Raw genomic sequence first — 19,286 nt, forward strand, 5'->3', positions numbered from 1 at the left:
GGTGCGCTCGCTGCGCGCGGCGGCGCGTTACTCCCCGTCGGGGGCGTCGTCTTCCGGCACGGCGCCCTCGACGAGCGACTGGTCGCCGTACTGCTCGCGCAGGTCCTTCTTCGAGAACTTCCCGGTGGCGGTCTTCGGTACTTCGTCGATGAACTCCACCGCGTCGGGCACCCACCACTTGGGGTAGTCGTCGCGGAGGCCGGACTCGATCCGGTCGACGAGGGCCTCGCGGTCGACGCCCTCGGCCACGACGACGAACGCCACGGGCCGCTCCTGCCAGCGCTCGTGGGGCACGCCGACGACGGCCGCCTCGCTGACGCCGTCGTACGCCATGATCGCGTTCTCCAACTCGACGCTCGATATCCACTCGCCGCCGGACTTGATCACGTCCTTCGTCCGGTCGACGAGCTGCATGTAGCCGTCCTCGTCGACGGTGACCACGTCGCCGGTCTTCAGCCAGCCGTCGACGAACTCCTCCTCGTTGGCCTCCGGGCGCTTGAAGTACTCCTTCGTGACCCACGGGCCGCGGATGCGGAGCTCGCCGAACTCCTCGCCGTCCCACGCGATCTCCTCGCCGTTCTCGTCGATGACCTCGAACTCTAAGCCGGGCACGACGAGCCCCTGCTTCGCGCGCTTGTTCACCTGCGTCTCGTAGTCGGCGTCGCGCAGGTCGTCGGTGAGGTGCGAGACGGTGCCGATGGGCGACAGCTCCGTCATGCCCCACGCGTGGAGCACCTCCACGCCGCGGTCGTCGTACCACTCGATGAGCGCCTGCGGCGCGGCCGCGCCGCCGACGATCACGGTGTCGAGCGTCGAGAGGTCCACCTCGTTACCCCCCTCGATGTACTCGCGCAGGCCGAGCCACACGGTCGGCACGCCCGCGGAGATGGTGACGCCCTCCTCCTCGATCAGCGCCGCGAGGTCCGCCGGGTCCGGCGACGGCCCGGGGTAGACGTGCTTCGCGCCCGCGGCGGCCGCGGTAAACGGCATCCCCCACGCGTTGACGTGGAACATGGGGACGACCGGCATTACCACGTCCGAGTCCTCCATCGGGATCCCCTGCGGCGTCTGGGAGGCCATCGTGTGGCTCCACAGCATCGACTGGGTGTACTCGACGCCCTTCGGCTTCCCCGTCGTGCCCGAGGTGTAACAGAGCCCGGCGGGCTGGTCGCCGTCGAGGTCGGGCCAGTCGTACTCCGTCGAGTGGTCCGCGATGAACTCCTCGTAGGCGGGCGCGTCGAGCGCGTCGATCCCCTCGGAGCCCATGGCGACGAAGTCGACGCCCTCGAACTCCTCGGCGCCCTCCGCGGCGCCCGCGATCTTCTCGGCCAGCGACGGGTCGACGAAGATGATCTCGTCGGCCGCGTCGTCGACGATGTACCGGATGTGTTCGTCCGGCAGCAGCGGGTTGATCGTGTGGAGCTGCGCGCCCGTGTTCGGCACGCCGAAGTACGTCTCGAAGTGCCGGGTGTGGTTCCAGCAGAACGTCGCGACGCGGTCGCCGCGCTCGATCCCGTGGTCGTCCAAGGCGTTCGCCAGCTGTGCGGTCCGGTCGGCGTACTCGGCGTAGGTGTGCCGCGTCCGCCCCTCGTGGGTGCGCGAGACGATTTCCGTGTCGGGGTACAGTCGTTCCGCGCGCCACATGAACGGTCGCAGGGTCTGAGCGTGTCCGCCTGGCATACCTCACACACCACGCGGTCGGGAACTATGAACGTTATCATGATTGATCGTGATTGTGGGACGTGGGCGACCCCGACGCCGATCGGTGCGACGTAGCTGCCGCCACGGAGAACACCGCCGAAGTTTCAGTTACACGACAATACGCAGCTGCCACCACGGAGGAACTCGCCGAAGCCCCAGTCGCGAGGCGGGCGCACGCTCGCCGCGCTCCTCGGTCGCTCACTCCGTTCGCTCCCTGCGGTGCTCGCGTCCCCTGCGCCCGCCTCGCGACTGCCCCTTCGAGTCCCGCCCCGCAGGCAACCGCGCCTCACGCCTCCCCAGCCTCGTCGCTCGCTTCGCTCGCGACTCCCTCGCGCGTGCGACTCGCGCCCTGTCGGGCGCTCGTCGGCACGCGCCACCGCACACGTTCCACGAAAAAAGAGACTATCCTCGGAACAGGCTCGCGTGGACTGGCGCGTGGTCGGAGTCGGGCCGCGGGTCGTCGCCGTCGTCGCCGCCGTCGTCGGAGACGGCGCGGCCGTCGACGCCGTCCGCGAGGAAGTCCCGGACCGGCGGACCGACGTGTTCGGGCTCGACGAGGAAGGCGTCGTGGCCGTGGTCGGAGTCGACGACGTGGTGCGCGACCGGCACGCCCGTCTCGCGGAAGGCGTCGGCGAGCGACCCGGACTGCTCGACGGTGAAGTGCCAGTCGGCGGTGAAGCTCATCAGCAGGGCCTCGCCCTCGAACGCGGCGAGCGCGTCGGCGTCGGCGCCGTGGCCGGCGGCGAGGTCGTACTCGTCCATCGCGCGCGTGAGGTAGAGGTAGCTGTTCGCGTCGAAGCGGTCGCCGAACCCCTCCGCCTGGTAGTCGAGGTACGACTCCACCTCGCGGTACGGGAAGAAGCCGGCCGTCGGCTCCGCCGGCAGCCCGAGGTCGCCGTCCTCGCGCGTGAGCGAGTCGCGGCCGGCCGACCGGCGCCCGAACTTCCGCTCCATCGACGCCTTCGAGAGGTACATAATGTGCCCGATCTGGCGGGCGATGGCGAGCCCCTCGGTCGGGTCCGGCCGGTCGTCGCCGTAGTAGTTCCCCCCGTTCCAGTCGTCGTCGGCGCGGATCGCCCGGCGCGCGACCGCGTCGAGCGCGAGGCACTGCGCGTCGAGCCGTCCCGCCGTCGCGATGGCGACCACGCGGTCGACGTCGTCCGGGTACCGCTTCGCCCACTCCAGGGCGTTCATCCCGCCGACGCTGCCGCCGACGACCGCGCGCAGCCGCCCCACGCCGAGGTGGTCGAGGAGGCGGCGCTGCGCGCGCGCCCAGTCCTCGACCTGGACCGGCGGGAACGCGGTCCCCCACCGGTCGTGGTCGGGCTCCTCGCGGAGGTCGAGGTCCGCGGGCCGCTCGCTGGCGGGCCCCGTCGTCCCGTAACAGGAGCCGGGGACGTTCGCGCAGACGACGTAGTACTCGGTCGTGTCGATGGCCTTCCCCGGCCCGACCACGTCGTCCCACCACGCGCGGGCCTGCCCGGCCTGTCCGGCCCCGGCCGTCCCGGCGTCGCGCTCCGGCTCGGGCGACCGCGCGACGTTCTGACTCCCGGTGAGCGCGTGGCAGATCAGCACGACGTTGTCGCCGTCGAACTCGCCGTGGGTCTCGTAGGCGACCTCGAAGTCGGGGACCGACTGGCCGCACTCGAAGGTGAACTCGCCGAGCTCGGCGACCCCGTGGTCGGTCGGGACGGCGCTCATCTCAGCTCCCCTCCTCGCGGACTGCGGCCCCGTCGTCTCCGGCTCCCCCGCTCGCGGCGCGCTCGCCCGCCGCGAGCCCCGCGTCGAGGTCGGCGATCACGTCCTCGGGGTCCTCGATACCGACCGAGAGCCGGAGCATCTCCGGGTAGACGCCGGCGAGCCGCTGTTGCGCTTCGTCCATCTGCGCGTGCGTCGTGGAGGCAGGGTGGATGACGAGCGTCTTCGCGTCGCCGATGTTCGCGAGGAAGCTCGTCAGCTCGACCGACTCGCAGAACGTCTTGGCGGCCTCGTAGCCGCCGTCGACGCCGAAGGTGACCATCCCGCCGAAGCCGTCGAGGTACTCGGCGGCGTTCCCGTGGCTCTCGTGGTCCTCGAAGCCGGGGTAGCTCACCCAGTCGACCCGGTCGTCGTCGCGGAGGTACTCGGCGACCTCTCGCGCGTTCTCGCAGTGGCGCTCCATCCGCAGCGGGAGCGTGTTGAGCCCCTGGATCGTCTGCCACGCGTCGAAGGGGGACTGCTGGCCGCCGGTCGGGCGGACGCCGCGCTGGCGGGCGACGTTGGCGAAGGCGGCGTCGCCGAACTGCTCGACGAAGTCGATCGGGTACGCGGGCGACTGCCCGTCCAGTTCGTCGTAGTCGGCGTCGGGGTGGCCCCACGGGAACTGCCCGCCGTCGACGACGACGCCGCCGACGGTGGTGCCGTTGCCGGTGATCCACTTCGTCGTCGACTCCCAGACGATGTCCGCGCCGTGCTCGAACGGGCGGCAGCAGTACGGCGTCGCGAACGTGTTGTCGACGACGAGCGGCACCGCGTTCTCGTGGGCGATCTCTGCCAGCCGCTCGAAGTCGGGCGTGACGAGCGAGGGGTTCGCGATCGTCTCGACGTGGACGAACGCGGTGTCGTCGTCGACCGCGTCCGCGTACGCCTCGTAGTCGAGCGTGTCGACGAGCCGCGTCTCGATGCCGCGGCGGTCCGCGATGCTGGTGAGGTACGCCGCGGTCCCGCCGTACATCTCGGAGCTGGCCACGATGTTGTCGCCCGCGCTCGCGAGGACGGTCGTGATCGCGTCGAACGCGGCCATCCCCGAGCCCGTCGCGACCGCGTCCGACCCGCCGGAGAGGTCGGCGATCCGGTCTTCCAAGGCGTTCACCGTCGGGTTCGAGAGCCGGGAGTAGATGTGACCTTCCGCCCGGAGCGCGTACATCTCCGCCGCCGTGTCCGCGTCGTCGAAGACGTACGACGTGGTCTGGTGGATCGGCGTGGCGCGGGCGCCGGTGGCCGGGTCGGGCTCGGCGCCGGCGTGGAGACTCCGGGTGGAAAACCCACGTGTCATGTTTGTTGCTCATACGTCTACGTACTTCTATAACCGTCAGTTACGGCAATTGATGCCCCTTCGCCGGTGACGCCGGGCGTCGCCGGGGCCGTGGCCACGTCGCGCCGGGCTCGCGCCGGCCATCGCTCGCCCCGCCGAAGCGTGCGTTTATGACCGGTCGGGCGCCAACCGGTGGTAATGGCAGTCGCCGCCCCAGTCCCCGACCTCGCCGACCGCGCGACCGACTGCGCCGACCGACTGCGCGAGGCCGGCCGGGTGCTGCTCGCGTCGCACATCGACGCCGACGGGATCACGAGCGCCGCGGTCGCCTCGACCGCGCTCGCCCGGGCCGGGATCGACCACGAGGTCGTCTTCGAGAAGCAGCTGGACGCCGACGCGATCGCCGGCATCGCCGCCCGCGAGTTCGACGTGGTGCTGTTCACCGACTTCGGATCCGGCCAGCTCGACGTGATCGCCGACCACGAGGCGCGCGGCGACTTCGTCCCCGTCATCGCCGACCACCACCAGCCGGCCGACCGCGACACGCGCTACCACCTCAACCCCCTGTTGGAGGGGATCGACGGCGCGAGCGAGCTCTCCGGCGCCGGCGCGAGCTACGTCCTCGCCCGCGCGCTGGAGGGCCCGGACGGTGACAACCGCGACCTCGCCGCGCTCGCGGTCGTCGGCGCGGTCGGCGACATGCAAGACTCCGACGGCGGACTCGTCGGCGCCAACGAGTCGATCGTCGCCGACGGCGTCGACGCCGGCGTCCTGGAGGCCCAGACCGACCTCGACCTGTACGGCAGACAGACCCGCCCGCTCCCCAAGTTCCTTGAGTACGCCTCGGACGTGAAGATCCCGGGGGTCTCGAACGACGAGGCGGGCGCGATATCCTTCCTCACCGACCTCGACGTCGACGTGAAACGCGACGGCGAGTGGCGGCGCTGGGTCGACCTCGACGGCGGGGAGCGGCGGACCCTCGCGTCGGCGCTGATGCGCCGCGCGGTCGCCTCCGGCGTCCCGTCCGACCGGATCGAGGCGCTCGTCGGCACCGCCTACACGCTGGTCGACGAGGAGCCCGGCACCGAGCTGCGCGACGTCAGCGAGTTCTCGACCCTGCTCAACGCCACCGCGCGCTACGAGCGCGGCGACGTGGGCCTGGCGGTGTGTCTCGGCGACCGCGGCGACGCGCTCGCGGAGGCGCGCCGGCTGCTGCGCACGCACCGACAGAACCTCTCCGAGGGGCTCCAGTGGGTCAAAAACGAGGGCGTCACCCACGAGGAGCACCTCCAGTGGTTCGACGCCGGCTCCCGCATCCGCGAGACCATCGTCGGCATCGTCGCCGGGATGGCGGTCGGCTCCCCCGCGGTCGACCGCTCGAAGCCGGTGATCGCCTTCGCCGAGGAGAGCGCGACGGAGCTGAAGGTGTCCTCGCGCGGCTCGCACGCGCTCGTCCGACGGGGGCTCGACCTGTCCGCGGTGATGCGCGAGGCGAGTCAGGCGGTCGGCGGCGACGGCGGGGGCCACGACGTGGCCGCGGGCGCGACGATCCCGACCGACGAGCGCGACGCGTTCCTCGCCGAGGCGGACCGGATCGTCGGCGAGCAGCTCTCCTGAGTCTGTCCGGTCGCCGCGCCGCCCGCGGCGACCCGCTCGGCCGTCACTTCAGCGTGGCGTAGGTCAGGAGCGCGACGGCGAGCAGTTCGAGCACGCTCATCCCGAGCACGACCCGCCCCACCAGCGGGTCCATCGCGTACAGCGTCCGCATGCTGCTGAAGAAGAACCCGATGGCGATCAGGTTCTCGGCGAGCAGGACGGCGCAAAAGCCCAACAGCCCGAGGAGGAGCGTCGACCCGAACTCCCGGTAGTTGCGGAGCCACACGGCGGCCAGCACCGCCAGCAGCGCGCTGTTGACGCCCGCGATCAGGACGGCGAGCCCGGTCGGCGTCACCGGGTTCATTCGGCGTCCACCTCCGCGGTGATCTCCTCGAACGCGTCCGCGTGACGCTCGAAGCGGTCGGTCAGGAAGTAGAGCTTGCCGTAGTCGTGGTCGCTCGGTTCGACGACGTCGTGGTCTCGGAGCATGTCGAGGTGGTGGGTGATGGTGTTGTAGTCGACGTCCAGTCGCTCCGCCAGCTCGTTCGCGTTCCGGGGGCGGTCGCGGAGTTCCCGGACGATCCGGACCCTGTTGGCGCCACCGCGGCTCGCGACGAACAGGTACCACAGGGCCTTCTCCATTTGGCGTACTGGTGTGTCGAGTAGGTGCTGAAATTCGTTTCGGCCGGTGGCCGCGCCGCGATCGCCTCGGGACCGGGGGACCGTCAGCCGACGGTCCGACGGACCCACCCCGAGGCGCCGCTCGGGACGGAGCCGGACTCCTCTCGCGTCTGGAGGGTCCCTTCGCCGTCGGTCGCGCGGACGACGACCTCATGCTCCCCGTCCGCCTCGAAGACGTGTCGCCACTGGCGCCACACGTCGGCGTCCGGCAGCGGCTCGGAGAGCTCGGCGTCGGTCCAGGTGTCGCCGCCGTCGGTCGAGACCTCGACGCGCTCGATCCCGGTCGTTCCGGCGTAGGCGTGGCCGGCGAGCTCGATCCGGCCGTCGCCGAGCTCCGTTATCCCCTCGTCCCAGAGCTTGGCGACCGTCTTCACCTCGCCGGTCCCCTCCCAGCCACGCTCCTCCCAGTAGCCGTCCTCCTCGACGTTCAGTAGTTCGATCTCCGAGAGCCACTTCACGTTCGTCTCTCCCCAGTGGCCCGGGATCAGCACTCGCACCGGGTGCCCGTGGCTGGTCGGCAGCTCCTTGCCGTTCATCCCCCACGCGAGGAACCCCTCCGCGAGGACGTCGACCGGGAACTGGACGTAGTACCCGTCCTCGCCGCGCAGCATGGCGCAGTTGCACTCGCCCTGCGGGTCGACCGACTCCAGCAGCGGTCGGATCGGGGTCCCCGTCCAGACGGCGTTGTCCAGCTTGCGCCCGTTCAGGTCCTCGCCGACGCACCGCAGCGTTATCGCGCGGTGCTCGACGGGGCGCTCGGTCAGCTCGTCGAAGTCGACCGTCCGCTCGCTCCCGGTCTCGCCGGTGAACGTCAGCGACCACTCGTCGGCGGTGACCTCGGGGTCGAACTCCGCGATGTCGACGTTGTAGAACTCGCCGATCCGACTCACCATCCCGCCGAGGGCGTCGCTCTCGACCGCCAGCGACGCCGATTCGACCTCCCGAAGCCGCGCGGCCGCGCCTTCCGACCGCGGGGCGTCGGGGAGCGGCCCGTCGCCCGGCGCGAGCGACCGCCGCCCCACCGCGCTCGCGGCGGCGAACCCGAGGGCCCCCGTGACGACTCCGAGCGTCCGGCGGCGGACCGCGTCGACGACCGCCGGCGCGTCCCGCGCGCCGGTGGCATCGCCGTCGGACGGCGTGGCGTCGCCCCCGGACGGCGCGGCCGACTCCGGCAGCCAGCCGACCCCGACGACCGCCGCCGCGGGGATCGCGGCGCCGAGCGCGCCGAGCGAGATGCCTGTCAGGGCGGCGGCGAGCAGCCAGGATCCGCCTCCCGCCACCGCGGCGCCGACCCCCCGGCTGTCGGTGCGCGCGGCGAGTTTGAGGCCGGCGAACGCGACCGCGCCGAACAGGCCGACGACGGCCGCGACGGCCATGGCGATGTGAATCAGGTGTCCCGCATCGCCGAAGGTCTCGATCGAGAAGGTCACGATCGGCCCCGGGGTCAGGTTGACGATGGTCTGGTCGACCGGCCTGACCACGAACGCCGGCGTCCACCCCGTGGCGAGGTACGAGCCCGCGACCGCGGCCGCGCCGGCCGCCGCCGCGAGCAGCGCGTCTCGCTGTTCGGTAACGTCGATCATACGCTACCTCGGGGTCGCGGTCACTTGAACCACGCCCTCAACGGCCGGTGTGCCCGCGGATACTGCCGGTGCCGCGCCGCGACCGGACGCCGCGGCCGGATCTCGCGCGTCTCGTTGCGTCATGTCCCCGACGAGGGCGACGGCGGGGATATAGATTTTTCAACGAGCGGACAACATCCGTTCGGAGTCCGGCTCGGATCCGTTCAAACTTCGTTTGGTATCCCGCCGCAGTCGGCGGGTTCGGGCAGACGCTCTCGGTCAGTGGGCGATAGACGTGTTCTGTCGGAGCGCGGTAACGTTCGGCGCGCGCGAGCGACGAAGAAACGCTGTCGCGTTCGGCGGCGCGTCGGAAGAATCGAGCGAGCGGCGAATCGCGGGTCGGTCCCACCGCGAGAACGTCGGGCGGCGTCGCGTCAGGCCTCGCCGAGGTCGCGGAACATCGCGCGGTAGTCGTCTGTCGACAGCGACTCGCCGAGGTCGTCGATGTCGGCGTCCAACTCCTCCAGCCGGTCGACGAGCTCGGCGTACGCCTCGTTCCCCTCGCGCTGCGCGGCCGGCTTCTGCGAGCTCAACACGGCGCGCTTGCTGGCGAGCGCGGCGGCCTCCTGGACGAGGTCGTCGTACTCGCTGCGGGTCAGGAGGGTGTCGATGGCCGCGAGCAGCTTCGTGCGGCTCACCGGCTTGGTGAGATAGAGGTCGAACCCCATGTCGATGATGTCGAAGTCGGGCTCGACCGCGGTCACCATCGCCACGCGGCAGTCGTACCCCTCCTTGCGGATGTGTTCCAGGACGTCGTCGCCGCTCCCGTCGGGGAGGCGGCGGTCGAGGAGCACCACGTCGACGGCGGCGTCGACGCGGTCGACCGCCTCGGCGGCGGTCTCGGCGACGTCGACGTCGTACCGCTCCTCTAAGAAGCCGGCGTACAGCGCCGCGATGTCTGGCTCGTCCTCCACGACGAGTATCGACGGATCGCTCACCGTCGATCACCGCCGGGAGCGACCGGACACGCTTCACCGGGCATACACGAACGGGCGGTGTGTCGAGAGATAAAACTGTCGCCGTCCGTTCGCCCGATGTGCTGAACCGTCTTTTATATAGTCCGGCCGTGTAAGGGGAGATGAATGTCAGAACTCGTCTCCACCGGGGTCGAGGGGCTCGACTCCATTCTCACCGGCGGCATCACCCAGCGGTCCACGGTCCTCGTCTCGGGGAACCCGGGCACCGGCAAGAGCATCTTCGGCATCCAGTACCTCCACCACGGCGTCTCCGAACACGGCGAGCGCGGCGTCTACGTCTCCTTCGAGGAGGACGAGGCGGACATCCGCGGCGCCGCCGAGTCCGTCGGCTTCGAGGGGTTCGACGAGATGGTCGACGACGGCGACATCGTCATCCTCGACAAACGCGAGATGCTCCGGGAGACCGACTTCTCGACCGCGGTCGACCGGCTGCTCGACACCGTCGAGGACGGCGACTTCGACCGCCTCGTGCTCGACTCGCTGTCGATGTTCCAGCTGTTCTTCGACGCCGAACAGGAGAAGCGCACGTACCTGCTGAAGTTCTCGGACATCCTCAAGGCGAACGGGCTCACCTCGCTGCTCATCAACGAGCAGGGCGCCGTCTTCCCCGACACGGAGGTCGGCCTCGAGAACTTCCTCACGGACGGGAACATCTACTTCATCCAGACGCCGACCGACTCCGGCGTCAACCGCTACGTCTGGGTGGCGAAGATGCGGAAACAGGACATCGACACCGACATCTTCCCGATGGAGATCGGGCAGGGCGGCATCACCGTCCACGAGCGCGCGGGCGGCTTCTCGATGATGGGCGGCTCTGACGACCAGCCGTCGTTCTGACGGGTCAAGAGCCGCCGAGGGACGGTGTTACTCTCGCGACGAGAGGTCGCGCCAGACGTCGTCGAGGCGGTTCTTCACCGCCGACCGCTCCTCGACCTCGACGGTGAGCCCGTCGCGGAAGTCGACCTCGACCCCGTCGACCTTCCGGCGGTACACCTTCACGCGCCGGTGTTCGTCCGACAGCGGCCGGTCGTGTAACTCGAGGAGGTCCGCCTCCTCTAACTCGTTGATCCGTCGGTAACACGTCGCGATCGGGACGTCCAGCTGGTCGCTGAGGTCCTGCGCCGACTTCGCGTCGCCGGTCGCCGTCAGGATGTCCGTGTTGTATTTGTTACCGAGTACGGTGATCAGATCGTCCCCCACCATTCACGTTATCGAGATTGATTTCCGGGTGGTAAAAGGGTACCGGTGGTCGTCAGACGCACGTCATATCTCTCGTCGTCCGTTTTTCCCGCGATATCGTCCGTTTCAGCCGGCTTCGAGCCTCTCGTCTCTCTCCCCTCGACAGAGATGTTATCGCCGCTGATACCCGCTCCCGTGGGTTTATCACCGCCGTTCGAGCAGGAGGTGTATGGAGCTCATCGAGGGGTTGTACCTGGTGACGACCACCGTGCTGGCCGGCGCGAGCGCGACGCTCGTCGCGTTCGCGGTCGCGGCGTACCGGTCGTCGGGCCGCACGGCGATGGCGTACCTGGCGGTCGGCTTCGGACTCGTCGTCGTCGCGGCGGTGGGGACGCCAGCGGCCGCCTTCCGGACGGAGTTCGGGAACGCCGAGGCGCTGCTGTTGATCAACACCGGACTGCTCGCGGCGTCGATGGCGCTCGTCGCCGGGAGCCTCGCGGTCTACGAGCCGGGGACCCAGGAGTTCGTGATCCCCGAGTCGGAGCTGTCGCGCCTGCGCGATCGGTGAAAAGCGAGTCCAACGCACAGCAAACGACCGCGTGTTCTGCGGCCGTCACCGTCGCTCTTCGGTTCGACTCCCTCTCGCCGCCGTCGGCCGTTCCGTATTTCAGCCCGACTGTTCCGTCGCTGAGCGTCGGCGACGCGCGCTGAACCGTCAGATCCAATCCTGAGAATCACTTCGAGACTTCGTTAATTAGTTCTGTAACTAAAACGGCAAAACAAATACGAAAACCGCACGACGTAAGTCGTTTATCAAGACGAATAACCGGGGACGTGATCTTAAGTAGGAATTCCCCATCGCTATCGATAACGCCCGCCGGGCAGGCCGGGGGCCGACGCAACACAACCAATGTTCGAAGCAATCACGGACGAGGAACAACGCGGTCAAGTGGGGATCGGGACCCTCATCGTGTTCATCGCGATGGTGCTGGTGGCGGCGATCGCCGCCGGCGTTCTGATCAACACGGCCGGATTCCTCCAGACGCAGGCGGAAGCAACGGGCGAAGAGAGTACAAGTCAGGTCTCTGACCGGCTTCAGGTCGTGAGTACCTCTGGGAACGTGACCGAGGATCCCAATAATGCGGGTACCTACGTCGTTGACAATGTCACCTTCGTTGTCGCGAAGGCCCCCGGCGCGGGGCTCGTCGACCTGAAAGAGACAACCGTTCAGGTTATCGGTGAACAGGGTCAGAACAGCACTACACTCGACGATTTGGACGCTAACATCGAAAGCGTTCTTGACGTTGACAACGGCGTTCTTACGGACAATAGTGACCGTGCTGCAATCCATCTGAACTTCTCCGCCCCCGGTGACTTCAGCAATTACAACCAGCTCAGCTCTGGTGAACGGCTGACAGTCACCTTCACGACTGCCTCCGGTGCGTCGACGACCAAAGAGATCCGCGTCCCGACGACGCTCACGCAGGATCAGGACTCGGTGAGGCTGTAACAATGTTCGAATTCATCACTAACAACGAAGATCGCGGTCAGGTGGGTATCGGGACCCTCATCGTGTTCATCGCGATGGTGCTGGTGGCGGCGATCGCCGCCGGTGTCCTGATCAACACGGCCGGTTTCCTTCAGTCACAAGCGGAAGCGACCGGTCAGGAAAGCACTGACCTCGTTTCCGAACGGATCGACGTGACGAGTAGCGTTGGGATCGTTGAAGACCCCGCTCCTGATGGAAACCCTGAGAACCTTTCGGCCATCCGTGTCGGTGTCTCCGGTGCCGCGGGTGCTGATCAAATCGATCTGAACAAGACCACGATCCAAGCGGTCGGACCCAACGGTCAGGCTACGCTCACGTTCGATCAGGATGGTAGCGGGATTACGGGTCCTTCCGGGATTGATCCCGGTTACTTTGCCGTACAGGATACCAGTGGAAACTTCGTCGATTCGTCAGAGGCGGTTCTCAACTCGACGAACTCGTTCACCATCGTGTTCAACCCCGTCAACGAGCCGTTCGGTGACGGAACCAACGCATTCGGCGAGAGTGATTCGTCGTCGCTCGACATCGTTTCGCCGTCCGGTGCGACGACTTCAGTCGAGCTGACAGCCCCGGACCTATTCAGCACTGAAGGCGAAGCAGTCCGGCTCTAACGAGCTTCGAACCGACGTTCGACGACGTGCGGCGGCTCGGCCGCCCGCAACACCTATTTTTCGGCGCGCGCTACCACGACCCATGAGTGACGACGACGCGGTACCGGCCGATCCGGACGAGCTCGACTTCACCGACGACGAGAACGTCGTCGAGATCGGGGAGGGCCGCTACGTCGTCGGGACGAACGGCCGTCCCAACGTCGGCCGCTCACGGGGGCAGCGCCGCGCGCCGCCGGAGGACGACTCCGGGTTCACCGCCGCCGACCCCGCGAGCCCGGACGAGCGGCGGCCCGCCGGCGACGACCCGCGGGCGAGCGCGGCCGGCCCGGGCGTCGGCGAACGCGGGCAATCCACCGGCGGACAGGCTGGCGGTGGACACCCCGGCGGCGGACAGCAATCGGGCGGGCAACCGGCCGGCGGCGGCCAACCGCCGCCGAACGCGCAGGGGCAGCGCCGGAATCAGGCCGCGGGCGGGGCCGGCGCGGTCGACCGCCAGTCGGTGAGTCGGTGGTTGGCGAACTCCTTCGACGGCGACGGGTTCGACTACGGGATCGACGCGACGCTCCACGCGAAGGGCGACACCACCCGGCAGCGGATGGTGTCAAACGACGTGACGGCGACGTTCGACACGCTCATCTCATGGTTCGCGTCGAACGCCGGCCCGAGCTCGCCGACGCCGGAGGCGATCGGGCTACTGCTCGCGGCCTCCGAGACCACCGTCGACCTACCGCCGGTGCTGATAAAGCGGTTCGCGGCGAGTCAGGGCCTCTCGGCGAGCGACAGCATCGGCGACCTGGTGCGCGCCGCCGAGGACGCGGGCGGATTCAGGATCGAGTAATTCGGATCGAGAGGTGACCCCGCTTCGCGGGGACCGCCCCGTCTTCCGCGTACCTCATAACAGCACGAACAGCGCGATCCCGATCAGCGCGAAGACCGCGTATATCCCCGCCATCACCTCGCGTTTGAGCGGGCTGCCGAGCGGTTCCGCGGTGAGCCGCCGGATCGGCGGCAGGATCGCGATCCCGGCGAGGATCAGCGGCCACGACTCCGCGGCCGGGACCCGCGTGAGCGCGACGACGATCGTCCCGTACCCGAGGACGTACGACCCCCGCCGCCACAGTTGCTCGCGGTCCGAGAGCTCTTCCATGGACGGGAACGCGTCGCTTCCGCCCGACCCGCCGCCCTCCGACCCCCCGCCGCCGCTGCCGCCCGCGACCTGCTCCGCCTGCCGCTGGACGTACTCGTCGAGCTCCTCCGCCGCGTCCTCCGTCTGCGGGGCGCCGCACTGGGCGCAGTACCGCGCGTCGTCGTCGACCGGGGCGTCACAGCGGGGACACGATGGCATCTTGGCGTGGATCGGGCGCCGCCCCGGCTTAATTCTTCGGACCGAGGACTCCGCCCACGTCGGGCGATTTCCGCGTCCTCCACTCGATTCGCCCGATCTCGTTACACGCCCTGATAATCGGGTGGGTACGCTTTAGTCGGTGACCCGCGGAGTCGTCGGCAACCAGGCGCGGGCCGTCGGCCGGCCCGCACTCGTTGGCCACGCCCTCATGACACTGGAACGAGACGACGCGACCGACACGCGCTCGACGGACCCGACCGCGACCGACGGCGATCGGACGGGCGGCCCCGGAGCGCGACGGCGACTCCGTTCGCTCGGTACCGACCTGTCGGGGCTCCAGGCGAGCGCGATCGGTCTCGCCGTCCTCGTCGCGCTCGCCGGGCTCCTCGCGACCGCCCCGGTCGCGGCCGGCCTCGCGGTCGGCTCGTCCGCGTCGTCCGTCGCCGCCGGACCGACGGCGCCCGTCGCGGTCGAGGCCCCGGGTCCGGTCGGCCCGGCCGACCGGGCGGAGATCAGCGGCGGGTTCTCCCGGCCGACCTACACCGGCGTCGCAGGGGATCCGATCGAGATCAGCCACACCTTCGACAACCCCGACGGTCCGGCGTACCTGCTGATCGGGGGTAACCGGCTCAGCGACACCGGGGAACCCGTGGGATTCGTCGACGTGATTAAGCTCACCGGGCAGACGACGACGATCAACACGCGGACGATCGGCACCGACGCGACCAGCGCGAACAGCTGCGCGAACGCGACCTGCGACCTGGAGTTCCGCGACGAGAACGGGGACGTGGTCGCGGAGAGCCTCGACGACCTGAGCGCGTTCTCGGGCGCGACCGGCGCCGGCGGGCTCGCCCGGCCGCTCGTCCCGCAGCGCTACCGACTCGCGATCACCAACGGGACGTTCGTCGTCAGTGACGACGGCGTGGTGACGCCGACCGCGGCCGCCGATCAGGCGGACCTCGTGTTGGAGAAGCCGCGGTTCAGCGAGGACGTCGAGGTGTTCACCACCGCCGACCGGGACGCGCTCGGCGAGGACGCCGACGCGGAGTCGCTCGGCGTGCTCCGCGAGAACGGGGCCGAGCGGTCCGCGGTGACCAAGGGGAACCGGATCGTCCTCGGCTTCGAGTCGACCGGCATCTGGGGCGCGCTGTCGCACTTCGCCGCGGAGCGCGGTGCGGGCCCGATCGAGGCCGGCGAGGCGGTCGACCACCGCGTCCTGGCCGACCTGTTGGAGAAGGAGTCGGGCGTGTCGCTCATGGTCAGACAGACGAATCCGGGCATGAACGAACGGCCCGCGAGGCTCGACCTCTCGCGCGCCGACCCGGAGGACGTCTCGCTCATCGTCGCGGACGTGACCGAACTGGAGTCGCCCGACGCCCCGGGTCGCTTCTACCTCGTGATCGACACGAGCGACGGCGACCACTTCACCGATGACCCCGAGCCGGGCGACGAGTTCTCCGTCGCGTTCGCGCTGGAGGGGACCGAGGGCGAGCGGTACGCGTTCGCCGACGGGCAGGAGCCGCCGGCCGCGTTCGCGTCCGCGTCGGGGCCCGACGACGCCCCCCAGTTCCCCTACTGGGAGACGGCCGACAGCACGGTCCGCGCCGAGGCGTCGTTCACTGTCCGGGAGCGGTACCTCCGGTACGACCACGTCACCGAGGACGGCGACCTCCTCGTCGAGGCGGACGAAGGGCAGCTCACGGGGACCACGTCGCTGCTGCCGCGGCGGGAGATGACCGCGACGCTCGTGAACGACGCCGGCGACGCGCCGTTCCGGGACGAATCGCCGCTGGAGATCGCGGACGGCAACTTCACCGTCGACGTCGACCTCGACGGGGTCTCCCCCGGGACGCGGCTGAACTACGAGCTGTACGAGGGGTCCACGCTCCGCGACAGCCGGACGCTCATCGTCGTCGGCGACGCCGACAACCCGGACGAGCTGGTGATCGACGACGCCCCCGACAACGTCACGGTCACCGAGGGCGGGAACCTCTCCGCGCTCCGGGTCGTTACGCGCAACGCGGGCGGGCTCACCGGAGAGGGCGAACTCGCGCTCACCGTCGACAACGGCAGCCTCGGCGGCTCGTGGGGCGTCCGGCTCGCGCCGGGCGAGTCCCGGACCTACGACTTCGCCTCCGTGCCCGCCGACCTCGATCCCGGCAGGTACCCGTTCACGCTTCGACTCGACGGCGACACCCACGGCGGGACGCTAATCATCGAGCAGGACCCGGCGACGACGACGATCGACGACGAGGGCGACGGGAGCGCGGCCAACGGCACCGACGCCGACGACGGCGGCGCAGCTAACGGGACCGACGACGGGACTGAAGCGAGCGGCGACGACGGCGACTCGGAACAGAGTTCGACCGCCCCGAACGGGTCGGACTCGGACGGCGGCTCGAACGGCACCGAGACCGACGGCGGCTCCGGCGAGACGAGCGACGGGGACACGCCGGCAGGGGACGCGCCCGACTCCGTCGGCATGCTCCCGCTGCCGTTCGGCACCCGCGAGGCGCTCGGCGGCACGGTCCTCGTCGGCGCGGTCCACATCCTCGGCCACTGGGTCTGAGACGCTCTGCGGGGCCGCCGGCCCGCGGCGGCCTCCGTCTACTGGCCCGAACGAGCCCGCCGCCGGGACCGTTCCACGTCCGTTCTCATCGCTGAGAACCGCGGGGGAGCGATTAAGTGTTCGCTTTCCCCCCCTTCAGACAACAATGGCTACGCGGGTACTCATCGCCGACGACTCGGAGTTCATGCGGAATCTCCTCCGGGAGATCCTCGAAGGCGAGTTCGAGATCGTCGGGGAGGCGGAGAACGGCGTGGAGGCGGTGAACATGTACGAGGAGCACGGGCCGGACCTCGTGATGATGGACATCGTGATGCCGATCCGCGACGGGATCGAGGCGACGACGGAGATCCTCGAAGAGAACCCCGACGCGACGGTGATCATGTGTACCAGCGTCGGCCAGGAGGAGAAGATGAAGGCGGCCATCAAGGCGGGCGCGGAGGGGTACATCACGAAGCCGTTCCAGAAGCCGAACGTGCTCGACGCAATCGGCTCGGCGGTATAATGCGCGTCGACGTCCGCGCGCTCGGCGCCTGTAACCGCCTCGCGGAGCAGGGCGCGAAACAGGCCGCCGGCGCGCTCTCGGACCTGACCGGGACCGACCTCGCGGTGGAGGTGACGGGCGCGAGCGTCGCCAGCGGCGAGGACCTCGCGGAGTCGTTCGCGGGCCGGGAGTCCATCGGCGTGAGCGTCGGACTCCGCGGCGGGCTGGACGGCGAGGCGGTCCTCGCGTTCGACGCCGTCAACGCCGACGCCCTGCTCTCGCTGCTCCCCGGCGGCGCGTCGATGGAGCGGAGCGCGGTGACGGAGGTCGGCAACATCGCCCTCGGCGGCTTCCTCGACGGGTGGGCGAACTACCTCGGGAAGGCGATCGACATGACGCCCCCGCGGTACTTCGAGGCCGACGGCGCGGCGGTGCTGCCGGACGGCGCGCTGGCGGGCGACGGCGTCTTCCTCTTCGAGAGCCGGCTGGACGCGACGACGACGGACCTCGACTTCTCGATCTACATGCTGCCCGACTCGGGGCCGTTCCGCGACCTCATCGTCGGGAAGACGGCGCCCGCGGCGACCGCCGGCGGCGAGGCGAACGGCGGGACGGAGAGTACGGCCGTCCCGTACGAGTCGCTGTCGACATTCTCCTCGCTGGCGAAGAAGGGGTCGGCGAACGCCGCCGACAACATCGCGATGATGACCGGGTTAGAAACGAGCGTCGACGTGAGCCGGCTCCGGTTCGTCCCGCTCGCCGACGTGCCCGCGGAGGTCGGTACCGAGCCGCACGCGGGCACGGTGTTCGAGCTTCAAGGCGAGCCGAGCGGCTACCTCGCCATCCTCTTCGAGGAGTCGTCGGCGGCGGCGGTCGCGGACGCGATGCTGCCGATGGAGCCCGACGAGCCCCTCGGCGACATGGCCGAGAACGCCCTGTGCGAGCTCGGAAACGTGATGACGAGCGGGTTCATCGACGGCTGGGCGAACGTGCTCGGCACGTCGATCACCCACTCGCCGCCGGAGTTCGTCCACGACATCGGCGCGTCGACGATCAGCCCGCTCGTCGCCAAGCTGAGCGAGCGGCAGGACTACGGGTTCGTGATCGACACCGCGATCCAGACCGAGGGGATCCAGGCGCGCTGCGACGTGTACGCGCTCCCCGACGAGCGCGAACTGGCCCGGGCGCTCGACCGGCTCTCGGACCCGTGACCCGCTCGCTCTCCGACGATCGGCCGGACGCCCCGGCGGAGCGAACGGAGAGCGACGGGACCGCGGTCGCCGACGCGGAGCCCGCCGCCGTCACGGGCGGCGCGGCGAGCGACGACACGGGCCGGATCAAGGTCGGCGTGGGCGAACTTGCGGTCACGGACGGCGACGCCGTCCTGACGACCAGCGGCCTCGGCTCCTGCGTCGCGGTCGCGCTCGTCGACGAGCGGGCCGGCGTCCGCGGGCTCCTCCACGCCATGCTGCCCGCGGGCGAGGGGCAGTCCACCGCGGCCTCGCGGCCGGCGAAGTACGTCGACACCGGGATCGACTCGCTGATCGGGGCGCTCGACGACGCCGGCGCCGACCCGCGCCGCCTGAAGGCGCGCGTCGCCGGCGGCGCCGAGATGCTCGACCTCACCGACGCGGTCGGTCCCCGGAACGTCGAGCGGGTCGGCGAGGTGCTCGACGCCGCGAACGTCCCGGTCGTCGCCAGCGATGTCGGCGACGCGGTGGGGCGGACGGTCCGGTTCGGTCCGGACGGGCGGCTCGTCATCCGGGCCGCCGACGGCTTCGAGCGAGCCATCTGACCGCTCCTCCGGGGCCTCTCGCTCCCCGTCACCGGACCGGCTCGCCTCCGACCGGTCGCGATTTCTCAGCGCTTACCCCGATCAGCGGTCGACGGCCGCCGTGCGACGTGTCTTCTCACTGTTGATATTTTGAGGGGTGAATTGAAGTGGGTTCTGCGGGTCGTACA

General features: G+C 69.7%; 19 protein-coding genes. 10 read left to right on the forward strand and 9 right to left on the reverse strand.

The window, feature by feature from the left end; genetic code table 11:
- Positions 1-27: 27 nt before the first annotated feature.
- From HPS36_RS07910 to HPS36_RS07920, 3 genes are all read right to left on the reverse strand, one after another.
- The gene (locus HPS36_RS07910; RefSeq protein ID WP_173229653.1) at positions 28-1,680 is read right to left on the reverse strand and encodes a long-chain fatty acid--CoA ligase; all 1,653 of its coding nucleotides are present in this window, start codon (positions 1,678-1,680) and stop codon (positions 28-30) included.
- A 423-nt stretch (positions 1,681-2,103) separates the two neighbouring features.
- Positions 2,104-3,402: a homoserine O-acetyltransferase MetX gene (gene metX, locus HPS36_RS07915; RefSeq protein ID WP_173229655.1), complete on the reverse strand. Its 1,299-nt coding sequence runs from the start codon at positions 3,400-3,402 to the stop codon at positions 2,104-2,106.
- Between the two features lies 1 nt (position 3,403).
- Positions 3,404-4,735, reverse strand: coding sequence for an O-acetylhomoserine aminocarboxypropyltransferase/cysteine synthase family protein (locus HPS36_RS07920; RefSeq protein ID WP_173229657.1), 1,332 nt, complete (start codon positions 4,733-4,735; stop codon positions 3,404-3,406).
- A gap of 177 nt (positions 4,736-4,912) precedes the next feature.
- Between HPS36_RS07920 and HPS36_RS07925 the strand changes: the two genes are divergently transcribed.
- Positions 4,913-6,331 (forward strand): single-stranded-DNA-specific exonuclease RecJ, encoded by a 1,419-nt coding sequence (locus tag HPS36_RS07925; protein ID WP_173229659.1) that lies wholly within the window; start codon positions 4,913-4,915, stop codon positions 6,329-6,331.
- A gap of 43 nt (positions 6,332-6,374) precedes the next feature.
- On the opposite strand, the gene HPS36_RS07930 is transcribed toward HPS36_RS07925, so the two are convergent.
- The 4 genes from HPS36_RS07930 to HPS36_RS07945 form a co-directional block, all read right to left on the reverse strand.
- Entirely contained in the window at positions 6,375-6,674 is a 300-nt protein-coding gene (locus tag HPS36_RS07930) for a hypothetical protein (protein ID WP_173229661.1), read from the reverse strand.
- Positions 6,671-6,952, reverse strand: a complete 282-nt coding sequence (locus tag HPS36_RS07935) for a winged helix-turn-helix domain-containing protein (protein ID WP_121563115.1) — start codon at positions 6,950-6,952, stop codon at positions 6,671-6,673. The genes HPS36_RS07930 and HPS36_RS07935 overlap by 4 nt, the downstream gene beginning before the upstream one ends.
- An 83-nt stretch (positions 6,953-7,035) precedes the next feature.
- The gene (locus tag HPS36_RS07940) at positions 7,036-8,574 is read right to left on the reverse strand and encodes a molybdopterin-dependent oxidoreductase (RefSeq protein ID WP_173229663.1); all 1,539 of its coding nucleotides are present in this window, start codon (positions 8,572-8,574) and stop codon (positions 7,036-7,038) included.
- Positions 8,575-8,987: 413 nt separating this feature from the next.
- Positions 8,988-9,551: a HalX domain-containing protein gene (locus tag HPS36_RS07945; RefSeq protein WP_173229665.1), complete on the reverse strand. Its 564-nt coding sequence runs from the start codon at positions 9,549-9,551 to the stop codon at positions 8,988-8,990.
- Positions 9,552-9,695: 144 nt separating this feature from the next.
- On the opposite strand from HPS36_RS07945, the gene HPS36_RS07950 reads away from it, so the two are divergent.
- Positions 9,696-10,427: an RAD55 family ATPase gene (locus HPS36_RS07950; RefSeq protein WP_004597593.1), complete on the forward strand. Its 732-nt coding sequence runs from the start codon at positions 9,696-9,698 to the stop codon at positions 10,425-10,427.
- 27 nt (positions 10,428-10,454) lie between these two features.
- Here HPS36_RS07950 and HPS36_RS07955 read toward each other — a convergent pair whose 3' ends face one another.
- Entirely contained in the window at positions 10,455-10,793 is a 339-nt protein-coding gene (locus HPS36_RS07955) for a helix-turn-helix domain-containing protein (protein WP_004597591.1), read from the reverse strand.
- A 205-nt stretch (positions 10,794-10,998) separates the two neighbouring features.
- On the opposite strand from HPS36_RS07955, the gene HPS36_RS07960 reads away from it, so the two are divergent.
- From HPS36_RS07960 to HPS36_RS07975, 4 genes are all read left to right on the forward strand, one after another.
- Entirely contained in the window at positions 10,999-11,337 is a 339-nt protein-coding gene (locus tag HPS36_RS07960; protein WP_121563111.1) for a hypothetical protein, read from the forward strand.
- Between the two features lie 342 nt (positions 11,338-11,679).
- Positions 11,680-12,279 carry an archaellin/type IV pilin N-terminal domain-containing protein gene (locus HPS36_RS07965; protein ID WP_173229667.1) on the forward strand — a complete coding sequence of 200 codons (600 nt, stop codon included), beginning with the start codon at positions 11,680-11,682 and terminating at the stop codon, positions 12,277-12,279.
- 2 nt (positions 12,280-12,281) lie between these two features.
- A complete protein-coding gene (locus tag HPS36_RS07970; protein ID WP_173229669.1) occupies positions 12,282-12,929 on the forward strand; it encodes an archaellin/type IV pilin N-terminal domain-containing protein in 648 nt (215 codons plus the stop codon).
- 82 nt (positions 12,930-13,011) lie between these two features.
- Entirely contained in the window at positions 13,012-13,767 is a 756-nt protein-coding gene (locus tag HPS36_RS07975) for a DUF7500 family protein (protein ID WP_173229671.1), read from the forward strand.
- Positions 13,768-13,821: 54 nt separating this feature from the next.
- Here HPS36_RS07975 and HPS36_RS07980 read toward each other — a convergent pair whose 3' ends face one another.
- Complete coding sequence (locus tag HPS36_RS07980; protein ID WP_173229673.1) at positions 13,822-14,274, reverse strand: zinc ribbon domain-containing protein; 453 nt, start codon at positions 14,272-14,274, stop codon at positions 13,822-13,824.
- Positions 14,275-14,482: 208 nt separating this feature from the next.
- Here HPS36_RS07980 and HPS36_RS07985 point away from each other — a divergent pair, with 208 nt between their 5' ends.
- The 4 genes from HPS36_RS07985 to HPS36_RS08000 all read left to right on the forward strand — a co-directional run bounded on the left by HPS36_RS07985 (position 14,483) and on the right by HPS36_RS08000 (position 19,119).
- On the forward strand, positions 14,483-16,843 hold the full coding sequence (locus HPS36_RS07985) for a BGTF surface domain-containing protein (RefSeq protein WP_173229675.1): 2,361 nt from the start codon (positions 14,483-14,485) through the stop codon (positions 16,841-16,843).
- Positions 16,844-16,988: 145 nt separating this feature from the next.
- Entirely contained in the window at positions 16,989-17,345 is a 357-nt protein-coding gene (cheY, locus tag HPS36_RS07990; protein WP_004597560.1) for a chemotaxis protein CheY, read from the forward strand.
- Positions 17,345-18,535, forward strand: coding sequence for a chemotaxis protein CheC (locus HPS36_RS07995; protein ID WP_137716889.1), 1,191 nt, complete (start codon positions 17,345-17,347; stop codon positions 18,533-18,535). Before cheY ends, HPS36_RS07995 begins: the two co-directional genes overlap by 1 nt.
- The gene (locus HPS36_RS08000) at positions 18,532-19,119 is read left to right on the forward strand and encodes a chemotaxis protein CheD (protein WP_173229677.1); all 588 of its coding nucleotides are present in this window, start codon (positions 18,532-18,534) and stop codon (positions 19,117-19,119) included. Before HPS36_RS07995 ends, HPS36_RS08000 begins: the two co-directional genes overlap by 4 nt.
- The last annotated feature ends 167 nt before the right edge of the window (positions 19,120-19,286 follow it).

Origin of the sequence: Halorubrum salinarum, from assembly GCF_013267195.1 — an archaeon.
GTDB lineage: Archaea > Halobacteriota > Halobacteria > Halobacteriales > Haloferacaceae > Halorubrum > Halorubrum salinarum.

Excerpts from the sequence above, each read along its gene's own strand:
- HPS36_RS07930 (WP_173229661.1), bottom strand. The coding sequence starts at position 6,674 with ATGAACCCGGTGACGCCGACCGGGCTCGCCGTCCTGATCGCGGGCGTC.
- HPS36_RS07920 (WP_173229657.1), bottom strand. The coding sequence starts at position 4,735 with ATGACACGTGGGTTTTCCACCCGGAGTCTCCACGCCGGCGCCGAGCCC.
- HPS36_RS07950 (WP_004597593.1), top strand. The coding sequence starts at position 9,696 with ATGTCAGAACTCGTCTCCACCGGGGTCGAGGGGCTCGACTCCATTCTC.
- HPS36_RS07980 (WP_173229673.1), bottom strand. The coding sequence starts at position 14,274 with ATGCCATCGTGTCCCCGCTGTGACGCCCCGGTCGACGACGACGCGCGG.
- HPS36_RS07910 (WP_173229653.1), bottom strand. The coding sequence starts at position 1,680 with ATGCCAGGCGGACACGCTCAGACCCTGCGACCGTTCATGTGGCGCGCG.
- HPS36_RS07955 (WP_004597591.1), bottom strand. The coding sequence starts at position 10,793 with ATGGTGGGGGACGATCTGATCACCGTACTCGGTAACAAATACAACACG.
- HPS36_RS07995 (WP_137716889.1), top strand. The coding sequence starts at position 17,345 with ATGCGCGTCGACGTCCGCGCGCTCGGCGCCTGTAACCGCCTCGCGGAG.
- metX (WP_173229655.1), bottom strand. The coding sequence starts at position 3,402 with ATGAGCGCCGTCCCGACCGACCACGGGGTCGCCGAGCTCGGCGAGTTC.
- HPS36_RS07985 (WP_173229675.1), top strand. The coding sequence starts at position 14,483 with ATGACACTGGAACGAGACGACGCGACCGACACGCGCTCGACGGACCCG.
- cheY (WP_004597560.1), top strand. The coding sequence starts at position 16,989 with ATGGCTACGCGGGTACTCATCGCCGACGACTCGGAGTTCATGCGGAAT.
- HPS36_RS07970 (WP_173229669.1), top strand. The coding sequence starts at position 12,282 with ATGTTCGAATTCATCACTAACAACGAAGATCGCGGTCAGGTGGGTATC.
- HPS36_RS07940 (WP_173229663.1), bottom strand. The coding sequence starts at position 8,574 with ATGATCGACGTTACCGAACAGCGAGACGCGCTGCTCGCGGCGGCGGCC.
- HPS36_RS07975 (WP_173229671.1), top strand. The coding sequence starts at position 13,012 with ATGAGTGACGACGACGCGGTACCGGCCGATCCGGACGAGCTCGACTTC.
- HPS36_RS07965 (WP_173229667.1), top strand. The coding sequence starts at position 11,680 with ATGTTCGAAGCAATCACGGACGAGGAACAACGCGGTCAAGTGGGGATC.
- HPS36_RS07960 (WP_121563111.1), top strand. The coding sequence starts at position 10,999 with ATGGAGCTCATCGAGGGGTTGTACCTGGTGACGACCACCGTGCTGGCC.
- HPS36_RS07935 (WP_121563115.1), bottom strand. The coding sequence starts at position 6,952 with ATGGAGAAGGCCCTGTGGTACCTGTTCGTCGCGAGCCGCGGTGGCGCC.
- HPS36_RS07925 (WP_173229659.1), top strand. The coding sequence starts at position 4,913 with ATGGCAGTCGCCGCCCCAGTCCCCGACCTCGCCGACCGCGCGACCGAC.